This is a genomic window from Deltaproteobacteria bacterium (assembly GCA_016234845.1).
In the GTDB taxonomy this organism is placed as follows: Bacteria; Desulfobacterota; Deferrimicrobia; order Deferrimicrobiales; family Deferrimicrobiaceae; genus JACRNP01.
The window spans coordinates 23,598-42,191 of the sequence record JACRNP010000015.1; the positions used below are offsets into that span (position 1 = coordinate 23,598).

General features: G+C 67.8%; 20 protein-coding genes and 1 pseudogene. 19 read left to right on the forward strand and 2 right to left on the reverse strand.

Annotated features, from left to right (window positions below; all coding sequences use genetic code 11):
* Positions 1-47: 47 nt before the first annotated feature.
* From rsmG to HZB86_01445, 11 genes are all read left to right on the forward strand, one after another.
* A complete protein-coding gene (rsmG, locus tag HZB86_01395) occupies positions 48-752 on the forward strand; it encodes a 16S rRNA (guanine(527)-N(7))-methyltransferase RsmG (GenBank protein ID MBI5904204.1) in 705 nt (234 codons plus the stop codon).
* A gap of 100 nt (positions 753-852) precedes the next feature.
* A complete protein-coding gene (locus HZB86_01400; protein ID MBI5904205.1) occupies positions 853-1,635 on the forward strand; it encodes a ParA family protein in 783 nt (260 codons plus the stop codon).
* On the forward strand, positions 1,611-2,480 hold the full coding sequence (locus HZB86_01405) for a ParB/RepB/Spo0J family partition protein (protein ID MBI5904206.1): 870 nt from the start codon (positions 1,611-1,613) through the stop codon (positions 2,478-2,480). Before HZB86_01400 ends, HZB86_01405 begins: the two co-directional genes overlap by 25 nt.
* A gap of 129 nt (positions 2,481-2,609) precedes the next feature.
* The gene (locus HZB86_01410; protein ID MBI5904207.1) at positions 2,610-2,783 is read left to right on the forward strand and encodes a hypothetical protein; all 174 of its coding nucleotides are present in this window, start codon (positions 2,610-2,612) and stop codon (positions 2,781-2,783) included.
* A gap of 215 nt (positions 2,784-2,998) precedes the next feature.
* Complete coding sequence (locus HZB86_01415; GenBank protein ID MBI5904208.1) at positions 2,999-3,454, forward strand: ATP synthase F0 subunit B; 456 nt, start codon at positions 2,999-3,001, stop codon at positions 3,452-3,454.
* Positions 3,451-4,050, forward strand: a complete 600-nt coding sequence (locus HZB86_01420; protein MBI5904209.1) for an ATP synthase F0 subunit B — start codon at positions 3,451-3,453, stop codon at positions 4,048-4,050. The genes HZB86_01415 and HZB86_01420 overlap by 4 nt, the downstream gene beginning before the upstream one ends.
* Positions 4,047-4,589: an ATP synthase F1 subunit delta gene (gene atpH / locus HZB86_01425; GenBank protein MBI5904210.1), complete on the forward strand. Its 543-nt coding sequence runs from the start codon at positions 4,047-4,049 to the stop codon at positions 4,587-4,589. The genes HZB86_01420 and atpH overlap by 4 nt, the downstream gene beginning before the upstream one ends.
* Positions 4,590-4,599: 10 nt before the next feature.
* Positions 4,600-6,108, forward strand: coding sequence for a F0F1 ATP synthase subunit alpha (locus HZB86_01430; protein MBI5904211.1), 1,509 nt, complete (start codon positions 4,600-4,602; stop codon positions 6,106-6,108).
* A gap of 3 nt (positions 6,109-6,111) precedes the next feature.
* A complete protein-coding gene (atpG, locus tag HZB86_01435; GenBank protein MBI5904212.1) occupies positions 6,112-6,981 on the forward strand; it encodes an ATP synthase F1 subunit gamma in 870 nt (289 codons plus the stop codon).
* A gap of 30 nt (positions 6,982-7,011) precedes the next feature.
* Positions 7,012-8,421 carry a F0F1 ATP synthase subunit beta gene (atpD, locus tag HZB86_01440; GenBank protein MBI5904213.1) on the forward strand — a complete coding sequence of 470 codons (1,410 nt, stop codon included), beginning with the start codon at positions 7,012-7,014 and terminating at the stop codon, positions 8,419-8,421.
* Positions 8,422-8,439: 18 nt separating this feature from the next.
* On the forward strand, positions 8,440-8,841 hold the full coding sequence (locus tag HZB86_01445) for a F0F1 ATP synthase subunit epsilon (protein MBI5904214.1): 402 nt from the start codon (positions 8,440-8,442) through the stop codon (positions 8,839-8,841).
* Between the two features lie 24 nt (positions 8,842-8,865).
* Here the strand turns inward: HZB86_01445 and HZB86_01450 are convergent, their stop codons facing one another.
* Positions 8,866-9,396 (reverse strand): hypothetical protein, encoded by a 531-nt coding sequence (locus tag HZB86_01450; protein ID MBI5904215.1) that lies wholly within the window; start codon positions 9,394-9,396, stop codon positions 8,866-8,868.
* Positions 9,397-9,490: 94 nt separating this feature from the next.
* Between HZB86_01450 and glmU the strand changes: the two genes are divergently transcribed.
* The 4 genes and pseudogenes from glmU to HZB86_01470 all read left to right on the forward strand — a co-directional run bounded on the left by glmU (position 9,491) and on the right by HZB86_01470 (position 15,012).
* Complete coding sequence (gene glmU, locus HZB86_01455; protein MBI5904216.1) at positions 9,491-10,927, forward strand: bifunctional UDP-N-acetylglucosamine diphosphorylase/glucosamine-1-phosphate N-acetyltransferase GlmU; 1,437 nt, start codon at positions 9,491-9,493, stop codon at positions 10,925-10,927.
* A gap of 1 nt (position 10,928) precedes the next feature.
* Positions 10,929-12,758 (forward strand): glutamine--fructose-6-phosphate transaminase (isomerizing), encoded by a 1,830-nt coding sequence (glmS, locus tag HZB86_01460; protein ID MBI5904217.1) that lies wholly within the window; start codon positions 10,929-10,931, stop codon positions 12,756-12,758.
* Positions 12,759-12,779: 21 nt separating this feature from the next.
* A pseudogene (locus tag HZB86_01465) lies at positions 12,780-13,034 on the forward strand (UvrD-helicase domain-containing protein).
* 97 nt (positions 13,035-13,131) lie between these two features.
* Positions 13,132-15,012, forward strand: a complete 1,881-nt coding sequence (locus tag HZB86_01470) for a UvrD-helicase domain-containing protein (protein ID MBI5904218.1) — start codon at positions 13,132-13,134, stop codon at positions 15,010-15,012.
* A gap of 21 nt (positions 15,013-15,033) precedes the next feature.
* Here the strand turns inward: HZB86_01470 and HZB86_01475 are convergent, their stop codons facing one another.
* Positions 15,034-15,195 (reverse strand): hypothetical protein, encoded by a 162-nt coding sequence (locus HZB86_01475; protein MBI5904219.1) that lies wholly within the window; start codon positions 15,193-15,195, stop codon positions 15,034-15,036.
* A 293-nt stretch (positions 15,196-15,488) separates the two neighbouring features.
* On the opposite strand from HZB86_01475, the gene HZB86_01480 reads away from it, so the two are divergent.
* The 4 genes from HZB86_01480 to HZB86_01495 form a co-directional block, all read left to right on the forward strand.
* On the forward strand, positions 15,489-16,094 hold the full coding sequence (locus HZB86_01480) for a sigma-70 family RNA polymerase sigma factor (protein ID MBI5904220.1): 606 nt from the start codon (positions 15,489-15,491) through the stop codon (positions 16,092-16,094).
* 4 nt (positions 16,095-16,098) lie between these two features.
* Positions 16,099-16,611, forward strand: a complete 513-nt coding sequence (locus tag HZB86_01485) for a zf-HC2 domain-containing protein (GenBank protein MBI5904221.1) — start codon at positions 16,099-16,101, stop codon at positions 16,609-16,611.
* Between the two features lie 88 nt (positions 16,612-16,699).
* Positions 16,700-17,815: an alanine dehydrogenase gene (ald, locus tag HZB86_01490; protein MBI5904222.1), complete on the forward strand. Its 1,116-nt coding sequence runs from the start codon at positions 16,700-16,702 to the stop codon at positions 17,813-17,815.
* 100 nt (positions 17,816-17,915) lie between these two features.
* The coding region (locus HZB86_01495) for an AAA family ATPase (GenBank protein MBI5904223.1) at positions 17,916-18,594 on the forward strand (679 nt) is incomplete at its 3' end.

Consider the following 18,594-nt stretch of genomic DNA (forward strand, 5'->3'; position numbering starts at 1 on the left):
TCGATAAACAAACGGTTTATGGCGATGTTCCACGTGGAACATAACCGGTGAAGACGGGAGGGAGGAGTGCCGTTCCCCCGGGGCCGGATGCCGCCCTGATCCGGGATTGCCTGCGGGAAGCCGGGCTCGACGATGCCGCGGCCGCGGCGGATGGGGCCGCCGCCCATGCGGGAGAGATGATGCGGTGGAACCGTGCGATACGCCTCACCGCGATCGTCGATCCGGTCGAGGTGGCGGTCAAGCACATCGTGGATTCCCTCGAGCTGCTGCGCTTCGCCCCGTTTCCGGGACGGCTCCTCGATTTCGGTTCGGGGGCGGGGTACCCCGGCATCCCGTTGGCGATCTGCCTCCCGGGAACGTGGATCACCCTCCTCGAAGCGTCCGCGAAGAAGTGCGCCTTCCTTTCCCGGGTCCGAGGGATGCTCGGACTGTCCAATGTCAAGGTGGTGCAGGAGAGGATCTCGTCGCGGGAGCGTCCGCCGCTTTCGGCGTTCGACCACATCGTCACCCGCGCGACGTATTCCACCGCGGAGACGGTCCGCCTCCTCTCTCCGTACCTCGCGGAGGGAGGGCGCCTATTATTAATGAAAGGGCCGAAGGACATTCCGGAAGAGGAGTTTCAAGGCGCGGTGACCCGACGGGAACGTTTTCTCCTTCCGCGAGGGATGGGGGAGCGGGAGATAGTCGAAATTTCCCACCCGCTCCCGCACACGTTCCATCACGAACCGGGGCGGGGGCGCCGCGACCGCTGATTTCCTCGCCGTTTTTCCTGTCGGGTCGATATTGCGGCGTGGTAAAAGATACTGTCGCGAACCGTACAGGATTTTCTCATATCCACGGGGGAGCAGGATATTGGCCCGGATCCTCACCGTCGCCAACCAGAAGGGGGGCGTCGGAAAAACGACCACGGCGGTCAACTTGGCCGCGTCGCTGTCCGTCATGGAGAGGAGGACGCTCCTGGTGGACCTCGACCCGCAGGCCAACGCGACCTCCGGAGTGGGGGGGAACCCCGGGGGCGAGTCGGATCGGAACGTCTACCGCGTCCTGATGGGGGAGATGTCCGTCGCCGTCGCGGTCCGGGATACCGGAATGCCGTACCTCTCCCTCCTTCCCGCGTCGTACGACCTGATCGGGGCGGAGATCGAGCTCGTCACGATGGAGCGGAGGGAGCGCCGCCTTGCGGAGGCGCTGGCCCCCGTGGCGGGAGAGTACGAGGTGATCGTGATCGACTGCCCTCCGTCACTCGGGCTTCTCACCGTGAACGCCCTCTGCGCCACCAATTCGGTAATGATTCCCCTTCAGTGCGAATATTACGCGCTGGAGGGGTTGTCCAGCCTCCTCCGTACCATCGACCGGATCCGGGAGGGGATGAATCCGTCCCTCCGGGTCGAAGGGGTGGTCCTCACGATGTTCGACTCCCGGAACAACCTGTCGCATCAGGTGGCCGAGGAGGCGCGGGAAATATTGAAAACACAGGTATTTCAAACAGTTATACCGAGAAACGTGCGACTTTCCGAATCCCCGTCCCACGGGAAGCCGGTGCTCCTGTACGCTGTGGCGTCCAGGGGGGCGCAAAGTTATCTCGAACTGGCGCGGGAGATGGTGGGCCGATGGAACGAAAAAGCGATTCGATGAAGAAGAAGGTGCTGGGGAGGGGACTTTCCGCCCTGCTGACGCCGACCGTTGCGCCGACGGAGGGGCGGGATCCCGGATTTCTGTCCATACCGATGGAAAAGATCCGCGCGGGGACGTTTCAGCCGCGGCGGACCTTCTCCCCGGAGGCGCTCTCCGAACTGGTCGCGTCCGTTCGGGAGAAGGGGATCCTGCAACCGGTCCTGGTGCGGCCCACGCCGGACGGTTACGAACTGGTGGCGGGGGAGCGCAGGTTCCGCGCGGCGGAGGCGGCCGGCCTCTCCTCGATCCCGGCGGTCGTGCGGAAATTCACCGACCGGGAGGCGCTCGAGGTCGCGCTCGTGGAAAACGTCCAACGCGCGGACCTGAACCCGATCGAGCTCGCGGAAGGGTACCAGAGGCTTCACCAGGAGTTCTCCCTCTCCCAGGAGCAGGTCGCGGAGCGGGTCGGCAAGGACCGGGCGACGGTATCCAACACGCTCCGCCTCCTCCGTCTTCCCGCCGCGATCCGGCAGGCGTTGGTTGCGGGACGCATCTCCTCCGGGCACGCGCGGGCGCTTCTCTCGTTGCCGCCGGAGCAGGTGATCCCGGTATTCGAGGCGGTCGAGCGGAGATCTCTCTCCGTCCGGGAAACGGAACGGATGTGCGCCGGGGCGGAGAAGCGGAAAGGGGCGGGCAAGGTTCGCCGTCCGGACATCCACATGCAGAACCTGGAGGAGGAGCTGTCGCGGCGCGCCGGGACGCGGGTCCGGTTGCGCGGAACGCACCGGAAAGGACGCATCGAGATCTCCTGGTTCTCGGCCGGGGAGCTCGACCGGCTCGGCGAAGCGCTTTTCCGGGGTCGCTGAAGGGGGCCGCGAAAAACCTCGAAAAAAAAATATTGCAACGGTATTTTCTTGTGCTATATTGCGCCCCATACGCTACCGATGCATTATCCGCGAATACGGATAAAAACCGAGGGAAAGGAGTGAGGACCAATGCGCAAGTATCTGTCGATGACGCTTATCCTGATGCTGGCCGCGACGATCGGCCTCTCCGCCTGCGCGGAGAAGAAGCCCGAGCCGCCGCCTCCGCCGCCGGCGGCCGCGCCCGCGGACAACGCAGCCCCGGCTGCCGCACCTGCGGCTCCGGCCGAAGCGCCCAAGAAGTAGTTTCCCGGGCGTACTGCTTTGCGCGAAAGGGCGCCGGGTTTTCCCCGGCGCCCTTTGCTTTTTTTTAGGTCTTCCCCCGCGCCGCCTCGGCTGTTCTGAAACCGGACAGGAACCCCTTGACACCGCCTTTGCGGGCGTGATACCAATCTTCCGTTTCCCTTTGTCTACGCCTGCCGTCGCCTAGCCTATTCCTCTCATGGAGGAGTGCCGGTTTCATGGAGCTTGCGAGCAAGATTTTCGAGACGCTGGAGATCAGCCAGTTGGCCCTTCTCCAGCTGGGACTGGTGGTCGTCCTCGCCTTTCTCCTTTCGACCCTCCTCATCCGGCCGATCCTCCGCACGTTCGAAGAGCGGGAGAACCTCACGACCGCGCCGGTGGAGGAATCGCGCCGGATGCTGGCCGATGCCGAGGAGAAGTCGCGGCGGTACGACGAGTCTCTTCGCAAGGGGGCGGTCGACGCGATCGCCCGGAAGCGCGGCATCCTCGAGGAGGGTTCCCGGGCCGAGCGCAAGCGGATCGACGCGGTGGCCGAGGAGGCCAACCGCGGCGTCGAGGAGATGAAGGGACGGATCGGCGCGGAGAAGGAAGCGGCGGCCTCCGCGCTGCGCGCCGAGGTGGCGAAGCTGTCCGTGGAGATCGCGGGAAAAGTCCTCGGGAGACGTGTCGCGTGATCCCGCGCCGGCTGTTCTCCGCGTCGCTCCGCGCGTCGCTTCCCGCCGTCCTGGCGGTGTCGGCCGCGTCCGTCGCCTGCGCTTCCGGCGGCGCCGCGGAAGGCGGAAGCGCGATCCCCTGGGGCGAGATCGTAAAGCAGGCGATCAACTTCGCCATCCTCGCCGGGGTCCTCGTCTACTTCCTCCGCAAGCCGTTGTCCTCCTTCCTGAAAGAACGCAGCGAGCTGTTGCGCAAATCGATCGACGACGCCGCGAAGGCGCGCGCCGAGGCGGCGCAGAAGCTCTCCGTCATCGAGGCCCGCACCGCGAAGCTGTCCGACGAGATCGCGCAGTTGAACGCGAAGATGGACGCCGAGGCGGGGGCCGAAGTGCGCAGCCTGCGGGACGCCGCGACCGCCGAGATCGCGCGCATCCGCGCCCAGGCGGAGTTCGCGGGGGAGCAGGAAGTGAAGAAGGCGCGCCAGGAGCTTCGGAAGGAGGCGTCGGTCCTGTCGGCGCAGGCCGCCGAGGAGCTGGTGCGGAAGACGCTCTCCCCCGAAGACCAGGAACGGCTGGTCCGGGAGAATCTTGAGAAAATCGATGGGATCGTCCGGTGATCGCGGGAAGCCTGGCAAGGCGTTACGCGCGCGCGCTGCTCGACATCGGCCGGGAGGAGCGGCAGCTCCGCAAGGTGCTCACCGAGGCCGAGGAGTTCGCTTCGGCGCTCGAACGGTCCGCGGGGCTGCGCGAGGTGATGGAGGCGGAGCACGTGAGCCGCCGGGACAAGCAGGCCTCGCTCGACGCGGTGCTCTCGCCCGGCGGTTTCCTCCCGACCACGAAGGCGTTCCTCTCCCTGCTCGTGGAGAAGGGGCGGATGAACGTCCTCCCGCAGATCCTCTCCGAGCTCCGCCGCATGGTCGAGGAGCACGAGGGGATCGAGCGGGTCGAGGTCACCGTGCCGATGCCGCTCTCCGCCACGCAGAAGGACCTCCTGCAGACGGTCCTCGAGCGGCGCACCGGGAAGAAGATCCTGCTCGAAGAGTCCGTGGATCCCGCCGTGCTCGGCGGGATGGTCGTGCGGGTCGGCTCCACCGTGTACGACGGCAGCGTCCGCACGCAGATCCACCAGATCCGGGAAAACCTACAGAAGGGGTGAGGCAGCCGCCATGAGCATCCGCGCGGAAGAGATCACGGAGATCCTGAAAAGCCAGATCCAGGGGTACGAGAAGCGGATCGATGTCGCCGAAACGGGCGTGGTCCTCTCCGTCGGCGACGGGATCGCCCGCGTACACGGCCTCGAGAAGGCGATGGCGGGGGAGCTCCTCGAATTCCCCGGCGACGTCCGCGGGATGGTGCTGAACCTCGAGGAGGACAACGTCGGCGTCGCCCTCCTGGGCGAGGACCAGCTCATCAAGGAAGGGGACACCGTCCGGCGCACGGGCAGGATCGTCGAAGTGCCGTGCGGCGACGCCATGATCGGGCGCGTCGTCAACGCCCTCGGGCAGCCGATCGACGGCAAGGGGCCGGTCGAGTCGAAGGACTCCCGCCGCGTCGAGATCAAGGCGCCCGGCATCGTCAAGCGGCAGCCGGTGAAGGAGCCGCTCCAGACCGGCCTCAAGGCCATCGACGCGATGATCCCCATCGGCCGCGGACAGCGCGAGCTGATCATCGGCGACCGCCAGACCGGGAAGACGGCGGTGGCCACCGACACGATCATCAACCAGAAGGGGACGGGCGTCGTCTGCATCTACGTCGCGATCGGCCAGAAGCGGTCGACCGTCGCGCAGGTGGTGGAGAAGCTCCGGCAGTACGGCGCGATGGAGTATACGATCGTCGTCGCCGCGACCGCGTCCGAGTCCGCGCCGCTCCAGTTCATCGCCCCCTACTCCGGCTGCACGATGGGCGAGTTCTTCCGCGACTCCGGCCGCCACGCCCTGTGCATCTACGACGACCTCTCCAAGCACGCGGTGTCGTACCGGCAGCTCTCCCTGCTGCTGCGGCGGCCGCCGGGGCGCGAGGCGTTCCCCGGGGACGTCTTCTACCTCCACTCCCGGCTCCTCGAGCGCGCGGCGAAGCTGTCCGACGCCGAGGGCGGTGGGTCGCTGACGGCGCTACCGATCATCGAGACGCAGGCGGGCGACGTCTCCGCCTACATCCCGACGAACGTCATCTCCATCACCGACGGGCAGATCTACCTCGAGGCCGACCTGTTCTACTCCGGCGTCCGCCCCGCGGTGAACGTCGGCCTCTCCGTCTCCCGCGTCGGCGGCAACGCGCAGATCAAGGCGATGAAGCAGGTCGCCGGGCGCCTGCGCCTCGAGCTGGCGCAGTACCGCGAGATGGCCGCGTTCGCGCAGTTCGGATCCGACCTCGACAAGTCCACGCAGATGCAGCTGGCCCGCGGCGCGCGACTGGTGGAGATCCTCAAGCAGGCCCAGTACCGGCCGGAGGCCGTGGAGAACCAGGTCACGACGATCTTCTCGGCGACGAACGGCTTCGTCGACGGGTACGAGGTCGGCTCCCTCGCGCGGTACGAGACCGAGCTGGCGGCCTTCATGAAGGACCGGCACGGGGCGCTCCTTTCGGAGATCCGCGAGAAGAAGCAGATCACGGACGACCTGAAGGGGAAGCTGTCCGCCGCGCTCGAAGAGTTCAAAGGGATCTTCAGGGAATAGCCGATGGCGAACCTCCGCGCGATCCGGAAGCGGATCAGCAGCGTAAAGAGCACCCAGCAGATCACGAAGGCCATGAAGATGGTCTCCGCGGCGAAGCTGCGCCGGTCGCAGGAAGCGATCACCGCGGCGCGTCCGTACGCCCGGAAGATGCGCGAGGTGGTCCAGGCGGTGGCCGGCCGGGCCGGGAGCGACGCCCACCCGCTCCTCACGGCGCGCGAGGGGAAGAAGCTCGCGCTGCTCGTGGTCACCTCCGACCGGGGCCTCTGCGGAAGCTTCAACTCGGGGCTCACGCGCGCCGCGCACCGGTTCGTGAACGAGCACCGGGAGCAGTACGAGGAGATCGCCCTTTTCATGGTCGGGCGGAAAGGGCGCGACTTCTTCCGCCGTCGCGAGGTCCCGGTCCGGAAGGAGTACCTCGGGGTCCTGGGGAGCATCTCCCGCGGCCACGCGGAGACGATGGCGAACGACCTGGTCTCGGGGTTCCTCTCCGGCGACTTCGACGAGGTCCGGATCGTCTTCAACGAGTTCCGGTCCGCCATCTCGCAGGTCGTCCGTTTCGAGACGCTCTTCCCGATCGCGCTGGAGAAGGCGGAGGGGGAGACGGGAGGGGGAGTCGACTACCTCTACGAGCCCGGCCAGAAGGAGATCCTCGCGAGCCTGCTGCCGAAATTCGTGGAGATGCAGATCTTCCGCATCCTCCTGGAATCCGTGGCGGGGGAGCACGGCGCGCGGATGACGGCGATGGACTCCGCGACCAACAACTCCGTGGACATGATCTCGCGGCTGACGCTCCAGATGAACCGCGCGCGCCAGGCCACGATCACCACGGAGCTCACCGAGATCGTCAGCGGCGCCGAGGCGCTCAAAGGGTAACGAAGGATTGCCAAGGAGGCAGGGGATATCATGAACAAGGGAAAGATCGTCCAGGTCATCGGGCCCGTGGTCGACGTCCGGTTCGAGGCGGGGCAGCTGCCCGCCCTCTACAACGCGATCCGGATCAGCAACCCGAGCATCAGCGACAGGGAGGGGAACCTCGTCGTCGAGGTGGCGCAGCACCTGGGCGACAACGTCGTCCGGTGCGTCGCGATGGACTCCACCGACGGCCTCGTCCGCGGCATGGACGCCATCGACACCGGCGGTCCCATCACCATCCCGGTCGGACCCGAGACGCTGGGCCGGATCATGAACGTGATCGGCGAGCCGGTCGACGAGGCCGGCGACATCGTGACGAAGGTCCGGTACCCGATCCACCGCCCCGCCCCCTCCTTCGACGAGCAGTCGACCAAGGTCGAGATCCTCGAGACGGGGATCAAGGTCGTCGACCTCCTCGCCCCCTACTCCAAGGGCGGCAAGATCGGCCTGTTCGGCGGCGCCGGCGTCGGCAAGACCGTCGTCATCATGGAGCTCATCCACAACATCGCCATCGAGCACGGCGGCTACTCCGTGTTCGGGGGGGTGGGCGAGCGCACCCGCGAGGGAAACGACCTGTGGCTCGAGATGAAGGAGTCCAAGGTCCTCGAGAAGGCGTGCCTGGTGTACGGCCAGATGAACGAGCCGCCGGGCGCCCGCGCCCGCGTGGGACTGTCGGCCCTGACCGCGGCGGAATATTTCCGCGACGAGGAGGGGCAGGACGTGCTCCTCTTCATCGACAACATCTTCCGGTTCACGCAGGCCGGCTCCGAAGTGTCGGCCCTCCTGGGCCGCATCCCGTCGGCGGTCGGGTACCAGCCGACGCTGTCCACCGAGATGGGGAACCTGCAGGAGCGGATCACGTCGACGAACAAGGGGTCGATCACATCGGTCCAGGCAATCTACGTCCCGGCGGACGACCTGACCGACCCGGCGCCGGCGACCGCGTTCTCGCACCTGGACGCCACCACCGTCCTTTCGCGCCAGATCGCCGAGCTCGGGATCTATCCGGCGGTGGACCCGCTCGACTCCACGTCGCGGATCCTCTCCCCGCTGGTCCTGGGGGAGGAGCACTACAAGGTGGCCCGCGCGGTGCAGAAGGTCCTCCAGAAGTACAAGGACCTCCAGGACATCATCGCCATCCTCGGCATGGACGAGCTCTCCGAGGACGACAAGATCCTCGTGTCCCGCGCCCGCAAGATCCAGCGGTTCCTGTCCCAGCCGTTCTTCGTCGCCGAGCAGTTCACCGGGATCCCGGGGAAGTACGTCCGCCTGGAAGACACGGGCCGGTCGTTCCAGGAGATCGTCGAAGGGAAGCACGACGACCTCCCGGAGCAGGCGTTCTACATGGTCGGGACGATCGAGGAAGCGATCGAGAAGGGGAAGAAGCTTCTCGCCGTCTGACGGGGGAGCGCTTACGCCATGGCATCGACGATCCGGCTGGAGCTTGTCACCCCCGAACGCCTCCTCCTCTCGGAGGACGTGGACGAGGTCGTCGCCCCGGGGTACGAGGGCGAGTTCGGCGCGCTTCCGGAACACACGCAGTTCCTGACCATCCTGAACATCGGGGTGCTCCGGTACCGGAAGGGGAACGAGACGCGCCGGATCGCCCTGGGAGGCGGATTCGCCGAGGTGACGCCGGAGCGCGTCGTGGTGATGGCCGAGACGGCGGAGCGGGCCGAGGAGATCGACCTGGAGCGCGCCCGCCGCGCAAAGGAGCGGGCCGAGGCGGCCTTGAAAGAGCTGTCGATCGACGACGATAGCTACCGCAAGGCGCACGCGGCGCTGCAGCGGGCGATGGTGCGGATGGCGGCCGGGGAGTAGGAGCGGCTCCGGCCAAGGGGCGTCTCAGCAGAGCGTCGCCTTCACCTTCGGTTTCCCGTCCTCCACGCTGACGCGGAACTCCACCTTCCTCCCGCCGGAAGCGGCGGAGATCTCCTCCGCGCGCGCGAGAAGCGCATCCCGCAGGGAAGGGAGCTCCGACGGGTCTCCCGGAAGCCCGCACGAGCGGCGCGCTTCCAGCAGTTCCTCCGCCGCACGGCCGAGCTGCTCCGGGTCGACGGGGCTCTTCCGCTCCTCCTCCGGCCGCGCGATCCCGCCGGCCGATTCCCTCCGGGTCCGCCCCTCCTCCAGATCCCGCACCGTCCGCGTCCACAGGTTCGCGAACGCCCAGTACCTCCCCTGGAGGTTGTTGAAGCGGAGCTGGTCCGCGTTGTTCACGACCGAACGTCGGCTCAGGACCAGGAGGCGGGTTTCGAGCTCCTTCCGCTCCTTCATCGGCTCCCCGCGCCGCCTTCCGAGGAAGAAGAGGTCGTACTCGTGCTTCAAGGCCGCGAGGTCCGCCTCCATCCTGTCCATCAGCTCCCGGAATTCGTCCACCGCGCCGTTCCCTTCCTTCCCCCGGGGAAACCTTGTACACTTGATATCGTCCGGGTCGGCGATTCATATTCGCATCAGCGAAAAGGGGCTGTCAATGAAAGGGATTTCCGCGATCATCCTGGCGGCGGGCCAGGGGAAACGGATGAAGTCCGCGCTCCCCAAGGTCGCCCATCCCGTCCTCGGGAAGCCGGTCGTCTGGCACGTCGCCCAGGCGGCGCGGGACGCCGGGATCCGGGAAATGGTGTTCGTCCTCGGGTACGGGCGGGACAAGGTGCTTCCGACGGTATCGGCCTTCGGGGGGAAGGTGGCGATCCAGGAGAGCCAGTTCGGGACGGGGGACGCCGCACGGTGCGGCCTGGCGGAGCTTTCCGCCGGGGCGAAGGAGGTCGTGGTGCTGTGCGGGGACGCGCCGCTCATCCGCCCGGCCACCATCCGCGCGCTGCTCGCGGCGCGCCGCCGGACCGGGGCCGCGGCGTCGGTCCTGACCGGGGTCCTGTCCGATCCCACCGGGTACGGCCGGATCGTCCGCAGCGCCGACGGAGCCGTGGCGCGGATCGTCGAGGAGAAGGACGCGGATACCGCGGCCCGCAGGATCCGGGAGGTCAATTCCGGGACGTACGCCTTCGACCGGTCGTTCCTCGAGCGCGGGCTGCCGCGCATCTCGGACGTCAACGCGCAGCGGGAATATTACCTGACCGATCTCGTGGTGGAGGCGCTGGCCGAAGGGACGCGCGTGGTCCCGGTCGTCGCCGGCGATCCCGACGAAGTGCGGGGGATCAACTCCCGGCGGGAACTTTCGGACGCGTCGCGGATCCTCCGGCGGAAGAAGATCGACGAGCTGATGGGTTCCGGCGTGACGGTGGTCGATCCGGACCGGACGTTCGTGGAGCCGGGGGTGTCCGTGGGACAGGACACGGTCCTCGAGCCGGGGGTGGCGCTCCTGGGGAAGACGCGCGTCGGGAGGGGCGTCCGGATCCAGGCCGGGTGCGTCGTGGAGAACAGCTCGATCGCCGACGGCGTCCACCTGAAGCCGTACTGCGTGGTCTCGGACGCACGCGTGGGGAAAGGCGCGATCGTCGGGCCGTTCGCCCACCTCCGCCCCGAGGCGGACATCGGGGAGGAGGCGCACATCGGGAATTTCGTCGAGGTGAAGAAGAGCCGGATCGGAAAGGGATCGAAGGCGAACCACCTCGCGTACATCGGCGACGCCACCGTGGGGAAGAAGGTCAACGTCGGCGCGGGGACGATCACGTGCAACTACGACGGGATCGCCAAGCACCCGACCGTCCTGGGCGACGGGGTGTTCGTGGGGAGCGACACGATGCTGGTCGCGCCGGTCACGGTGGGGAAGGGGGCGCTGATCGGCGCCGGCTCCACGATCACGAGGAACGTCCCGCCGTTCGCGCTGGCGCTGTGCCGCGCCGAACAGAAGGTGTTCGAATACTGGGTGGCCCGGAAGAAGCCGGAGCTTCTGAAAAAAGGGGGGCTCTCCGTCCCTTCCGCCGCAAAGGCCTCGAAGGGGAGCCGGTGACATGTGCGGCATCGTCGGGTACACCGGTCCCAACCCGTGCGTGGACGTCCTGGTGGACGGCCTGCGCCGCCTCGAATACCGCGGGTACGACTCGGCCGGGATCGCCGTCCAGACCGGCGGGGACATCGCCATCCGGAAAAGCCAGGGGAAGATCGCCCGCCTGACCGACCGGATCGCGAAGGAGCCGGTATCGGGGACGTGCGGCGTCGGCCACACCCGGTGGGCGACCCACGGGCGGCCCTCCGACGAGAACGCCCACCCGCACCACGCGGGGCACGTGGCGGTCATCCACAACGGGATCGTGGAGAACCACCGTACCCTCAAGGAGAACCTGACCGCGAAGGGCCGCACCTTCTCCTCGGAGACGGACACCGAGGTGATCGCCCACCTCCTGGACGAGCGCGTCTCGGCGGGGATGCGGCTCGAGGAGGCGGTCCGCGCGACCGTGGCGGAGCTGCGGGGGTCATACGCCTTTCTGGCGGTCACCGACCGGGAGCCGGGCACGGTGGTGGGTGCGCGACTCAACTGCCCGCTGGTGGTCGGGCTGGGAGAGGGGGAGTACTTCCTCGCCTCCGACCTGACCGCGTTCCTGTCCCACACGCGGGACGTGATCTTCCTCGAGGACGGGGAGATGGTGATCGCCACGCCCGCGGAGGTGCGGATAACCGATTTCGGGGGCGAATCGCGGGTACGCGCCCCGCAGCGGATCGACTGGTCCTCCTCGATGGCGGAGAAGGACGGCTACCGCCACTTCATGCTGAAGGAGATCCACGAGCAGCCGCGGGCGATCCTCGACACGCTCGCGGGCCGGATGCTGCCGGAGTCCGGAGAGGTGTTCTTCGAGACGTTGCCGCTTTCCGCCGAGCGGATCGCCTCCCTGACGAAAGTGACCCTCGTCGCCTGCGGAACCTCCTGGCACGCGGCGCTGGTCGGGAAGTTCATGATCGAGGGGCTGGCGCGGGTCCCCGTGGAGGTGGACCTCGGGTCGGAGTACCGGTACCGCGATCCCGTGGTGGAGGAGGGGACGCTGTGCGTCGCCATCTCCCAGTCCGGAGAGACGGCGGACACCCTGGCCGGTATGCGGGAGGCGAAGTCGAAAGGGGCGACCACCGTGGCGATCTGCAACGTCGTCGCCTCGACGATCGCCCGGGAGTCCGACGGCGTCATCTACACGCACGCGGGGCCGGAGATCGGCGTCGCTTCCACGAAAGCGTTCACCACCCAGCTGGTCGCGCTCTACCTCATGGCGATCCACCTGGCGCGGGAGCGCAGGATCCTGACCCGTCGGCAGGTCTCCCTGCACCTCATCGACCTGTCCGAGCTGCCGCGAAAGATCGAGGAGTTCCTCAAGCGCGAGGGGGATGTCGCCGCCATCGCCCGGAGGCACAAGGACGCGCGCGACTTCCTGTACCTCGGACGCGGGATCTCGTACCCGATCGCTCTGGAAGGCGCGCTCAAACTGAAGGAGATCTCCTACATCCACGCCGAGGGGTACGCCGCCGGCGAGATGAAGCACGGCCCCATCGCGCTGATCGACGAGCGGATGCCGGTGCTCGTGCTGTGCGCCCGGGGCGATAGTTACGAGAAGACGTTTTCGAACCTCGAGGAGGTGCGCGCGCGCGGCGGGAAGGTGATCGCGGTGGGGACGGCAGGGGACGACGTCCTTCCGGGGAAGTCGGACGACGTCCTGCTTCTTCCCGAGTGCGGCCGCTACGCCCGTCCGATCCTCGAGGTCGTCCCGCTCCAGCTCCTGGCGTACCACATGGCGGTGCTCAAAGGCACCGACGTCGACCAGCCGCGCAACCTCGCGAAATCGGTCACGGTGGAGTAAAGTCGAAGCGATGTTTTCGTGATGCTGTCGGACCCGCTTTTCACGACGCTCGATCCCGACCAGCGCCGCGCCGTCCTGCACGAAGGGGGCCCCCTGCTCCTGGTCGCCGGGGCCGGGTCGGGGAAGACCCGCGCGATCGTCGCCCGCATCCTCCGCCTGATCCGCGACGGCGTCCCGCCGCGCTCCATCCTCGGGATCACCTTCACCAACCGCGCGGCCGGCGAGATGCGGGAGCGGGTCGCGAGGTCGCTCCCGGGGGGGAACGAAGCCTCCCTCCGCGGGCGGCGTTGCCGCCCGGGTTTTCCCCGGATCGACCGGACGCGGGCCGAACCTCCCGTGGCTGGGGACGTTCCACGCCTTCGGGGCCGCCCTGTTGCGGCGCCACGGCGACCGGATCGGGTTGTCCCCGCGGTTCCTGATCTACGACGTGCGCGACCAGCACGACGCGCTGAAGCAGATCCTCAAGGACCTGAACATCGACGAGAAGAAGTTCCCGCCGTCGAAGTTCGCCTGGCTCATCGAGCGGTCGAAGCGGGACGGCGTGTCGGTGGAGGCGGCGGCGCTCTCGGCGGGGTGGCGCGTCGTGTCGATGGCCGGGGAGGTGGGGAAGGCGTACGACGCGGCGCTCGCAGGCGCCGGGGCGGTCGATTTCACCGACCTCATCCGCCTCCCGGTGACGCTGCTGCGGGGCGCGCCCGACGTCCTTTCCGCGGTGCGGTTCGAGCACCGGCACTTCCTGGTCGACGAGTTCCAGGACGTGGACGGGGCGCAGGCGGAGCTCACCGAGCAGATCGCCCTCGGGGCGGAGTCGTTCTGCGCGGTGGGGGACGAGGACCAGTCGATCTACGGGTGGCGGGGCGCGTCCGCCGCCCCGATGCTCTCGTTCGAGCGGCGGTACCCCGGCGCGAAGGTGATCCACCTGTCGACCAACTACCGCAGCCGCGCGGCGATCCTCTCGGTCGCCGGAGCGCTGATCGCGAAGAACCGGCGGCGGCGCGAGAAGGCGATCGTGGCGGCGCGGCCGGGAGGCGACCTTCCCGCGATGGCCGTCTACTCCGACCAGGAGGCGGAGGCGCGCGAAGTCGCGTCGGCGGTCGCCCGGGAGATCCGCTCCGGCGTGCTCCCCACGGAGATCGCGGTCTTCTACCGGGTGAACGCGCAGTCCCGCGCGGTGGAGGATGCGCTGCGGATGCTCCGGATCCCGTACGTCCTCCGGGGCGCCCTCTCCTTCTACGAGCGGGCCGCGGTGCGCGACGCGGTGTCGTACCTGAAATGGCACCTCCAGCCCGGCGACGCCGTGTCCCTGAAGCGGCTCCTCAAGTTCCCCCGGCGCGGCGTGGGGGAGGTGACGCTGGCGCGCGCGAGGGAGGCGGCGGGGAGGGAAGGGGTGCCGCTTTCCGAAACGCTCCGGAGGATACCGAATCTCGCTCCGCTGTTCTCTTTCCGCGACCTGTGGCAGGAAGCCCTTCCGCAGATGTCCCCCGCGGAGGCGCTGCACGCGCTGCTGAAAGGGGCGGGTTACCTGGACGCCCTGGAGGCCGCGGCGCGGGACACGGGGCCGGACCGGGACGGCGCGGGGAGGGAGGAGGATCTCGAAAACGTCCGGGAGCTGTTCCGGGTGGCGGAAGGGTTCCCCGGGAACGGGGAAGAGGCGCTGCGGGAGTTCCTGGAGAAGATGACGCTGGCGGCGGAGGAGGCGGAGGGCGACGATTCGGAAGCGGTCCGGTTGATGACGCTGCACAACGCCAAGGGGCTGGAGTTCGACGTGGTGTTTCTCGTGGGGCTGGAGGACGGCCTCCTTCCGCACTCGCGGTCGCTGGAGTCGGGGGAGGAGGTGGAGGAGGAGCGGCGCCTTTTTTACGTGGGGCTGACCCGCGCGCGGGAGAAGGCGTACCTGTCGCTGGCCCGTCGCCGGAACCTGTTCGGCTCCTTCCGGGACGCGGTCCCGTCGCGCTTTTTGTACGACCTTCCGTCCTCCCTCGTCCGGTGGGCGGACGCGCCGATCCGGGAACTCCCGGCGCGCGGTGCGTTCCCGTCGAAGTCGGCCGGAAGCGCCCCGCAACGGCCGGGAGAGCCCAGGTATGAGGAGGAGACCGCCGGGCGGCCGCGAAAAGTGAGACACCCGATCTTCGGGGAAGGGAAGGTCGAGTCGGTCGAAGGGGAAGGCGCGGACCGGAAGATCATCGCCCGTTTCCCGGTCTACGGGGTGAAGAAGATTCTCGTCCGAGCGGTGCCGATGGAGTTTTTCGATTGACCGGTCGGTCTTCGGTGCGGACTACGAACCGATGAACAGCTCGAACTCCCCTTCCCTCTCGCCCCCCTCGGGGCGGGCGTAGGCCGGGGCCGGGACGCTCTCCTCCCGACGCAGCAGCGCGAAGAGGAACGTCGCCGCTCCGGCGGTCAGCATGGCGATCAGCATGAGGTGACGTTTCTTCACGAATTCTCTCCCCGGATCGTCGTTCCGGACCACACCCATCCACCCCATTTTATATGGAATCCCCTTTCGCTGCCAACTTCAAAGGAAGGGCTTTCGGTCCGTCCCCGCGGGCAGGAAAACGGATCGAGGGAGGGAGGTTGTTCCGGAATATAACGGATCCGTCCCATCCTTCGCGGGGCGAATGGCTTTGCGGGGGCGGTCTTGCGTGTCCCGGAAGAATCGTGATACTGATTGGTTTCCGGGGAGATCGTGGAAACTCCCGCGGGCGGTCCGAATCTTAACAGGAGCCCTGGATGTCCGCCGAACGGTGGAAGGAAGACGAAGTTCTTTTAGAGCGGCTCCGCGGAGGGGCCCCGGGGGCGGTGGACGAACTTCTCCACCAGTTCCAGGGGAAGATCTTCAACCTCGCGATGTCGATACTGAAGAACGAGAGCGACGCCGAGGAAGCGACCCAGGATGTGTTCATGACGGTCATCCGGAAGGCCGACACGTTCCAGGGGAACTCGGCCCTCTACTCCTGGATGTACCGGATCTGCGTGAACACCTGCCTCATGCGCCTGCGCGGCAAGCGCAGGAGCGACACGGTGTCGATCGAGGAGTTCATGCCGGTCTTCACCGACGAGGGGATGCACGCCTCGCCGATGGACGACTGGAGCAAGGAAGTCGAGCGGAAGGCGCTGAACGAGGAGCTCGGAAGAATGATTCGCAGATTCACCGACGAACTGTCGGAAAAGTACCGGGTCGTGTTCGTCCTGAGCGACGTCGAGGGTCTATCCAACGAGGAGACCGCGAAGATCCTGGGGCTCACCGTCCCCGCGGTGAAGTCGCGCCTGCACCGCGCCCGCCTCTACCTGCGCGAGCAGCTCTCCCGGTATCTTCGCGATGGGAAGACTTCGTGAACCGATGAACTGCAAGGAGCTCGCATACCTGCTGGCGGACTACTTCGACGGGTCGATGGATCCGGGGTTGCGCGAGGAGCTCGACCGGCACATCGCATTGTGCGAACCGTGCATGAAGTTCGCGAACACGTACCGTACGACATGCCGGAAGACGGCCGAACTCCGGAAGGACATCGAGTACCGGATTCCCGACGAGGTCCGGTCCCGCCTGGCCACGTTCATCGCGGCCGCCCTGAAGAAATACCCCGCTCAGATGGAGGAGTACCACCGCCAGGCCGAGCAGGAGCGGCGGGAAAAGGTCGCGGCCCTCTGCGAGGCCGCCGCCGCCGGGCGGCTCTCCACCATGACGTCGCTCCTGATCGAGACGCATTCGGCGACCTGCACGGAGTGCCGGGGATTCTTCGACGCCCTCCCGGGAGGGAGGCACCCGGCCCCGGAGCCGCCCCCGCCGGTCCGGGACCACATCACCGCCCTGCTCGAATCGCTCCCCCCCGGGGAGGAGTTCTTTCTCGCGTAATGCCCCGGGCTCTCACCGTCCCGCCCGCGAACGTCCGCGATCGACGCGTTTCCGTCTTCCCATCCGGTCCGAAAGGCAGGGGCAGCCGATGATCGTCGGGATCCCGAAGGAGATCAAGAGGGACGAGCACCGGGTCGCCGCGACTCCCGAGGGAGTCGAGATCCTTCGCCGGAACGGCCACACGGTCCTCGTGGAGAAATCGGCGGGATCCGGGAGCGGGTTCGACGACGCCGAATACGTCGCCCGCGGCGCCGGGATCGTCGACACGCTGTCCGACATTTACGGGCGGTCGGACATGGTGATGCGCGTGAAGGAGCCGCAGCCCTGCGAATTCCCCCTCATCCGGAAGGGCCAGATCGTGCTCGCGTATCTTCACCTGGCGGCGTCGCGGGAGCTGACCGAGGCACTGGTCCGGTCGGGGTCGGTGAACGTCGCGTACGAGACGATCCGAAGGCCGGACGGCTCCCTGCCGCTCCTGACGCCGATGAGCGAAGTGGCGGGCCGGATGGCCATCCAGCAGGGGGCCAAGTACCTCGAGGTTCCGCAGGGAGGCAGCGGCGTCCTGCTCGGCGGCGTCCCGGGGGTGGACGCCGGAACGGTCGTCGTGATCGGCGGAGGCGTGGTGGGAACCCACGCGGCGAAAGCGGCGTGCGGGCTCGGCGCGAACGTGTACGTCCTCGACAGCAGCATCGACCGGCTGCGGTACTTGAGCGACATCATGCCGGCCAACTGCTTCCTCCGGGTGTCCGGACCGTCGGCGATCCGCGAACTCGTCCCGCGCGCGGACGTCGTGGTCGGCGCGGTGCTCGACCCGGGGGCGAGGACGCCGCGGCTGGTGACCCGGGACATGCTGAAGTCGATGAAGCGGGGCGCCGTCCTCGTCGATGTGGCCATCGACCAGGGCGGTTGCTTCGAGACGTCCCGGCCGACGACTCATTCGGAGCCGACCTTCATCGTGGACGGGGTGGTCCACTACTGCGTCGCCAACATGCCCGGCGCCGTTCCGAGGACCTCCACCCCGGCCCTCACCAACGCCACCCTTCCGTACGCGCTCCGGATCGCGAACCTGGGGTGGGCCGACGCCATGCGGCAGAGCCCGGAGATCCGGCAAGGCGCCAACGTCGTCCACGGCGCGATCACGTGCAAGGGCGTCGCCGACGCCTTCGGGTTGGAGCACGTGCCGGCGGAATCGATCCTGGGCTGACGGGACGGCGGGAATCCCGCTTATACTGGAGGCACCCCCATTGCGGTTCGGGCACGCGCCTCCCGGTTCATCCGCAGGGCGGAGGAGGTTCTCCCATCCCTTGAAGCACTTTCCCTTCAGCGCGCTGGTCGGTCAGGATCTCCTGAAGAAGGGTCTCCTGGTGAACGCGGTGGACCCGTCGATCGGCGGCGTCCTCCTGCGGGGGGAGAAGGGGACGGGGAAGACGACGGCGGTGCGGTCGTTCGCGGCGGTCCTTCCTCCGAAGGAGGTGGTGGCGGGGTGCCGTTTCGGCTGCCTGAAGGGCGTCACTCCGTGCGACGAGTGCCGTGCCCGGGCGTCCGGGGGGGAGCGGCTGCGGTACGAGGAGCGTCCGGTGGAGGTGGTGGACCTTCCGCTGAACGCGTCGGAGGACCGGGTGGTGGGGAGCCTGGACCTGGAGGCGGCGCTTCGGGACGGGAGCCGGAAGTTCGAGATGGGGGTGTTGGGGAAGGCGAACGGGAACGTTCTGTACATCGACGAGGTGAACCTTCTGGACGACCACGTGGTGGACGTGCTGCTGGACGTTGCGGTGTCGGGGGTGAACGTCGTGATGCGGGAGGGAGTGAGCTACCGGCACCCGTCGCGGTTCCTGCTGGTGGGGACGATGAACCCGGAGGAGGGGGAGCTGCGGCCGCAGCTGCTGGACCGGTTCGGTCTGTGCGTGGAGATCAGCGGGGAGCGGGACGTCGGGCTCCGGAAGGCGATCGTGGAACGCGTCCTCCTCTTCGAGATGGACGACG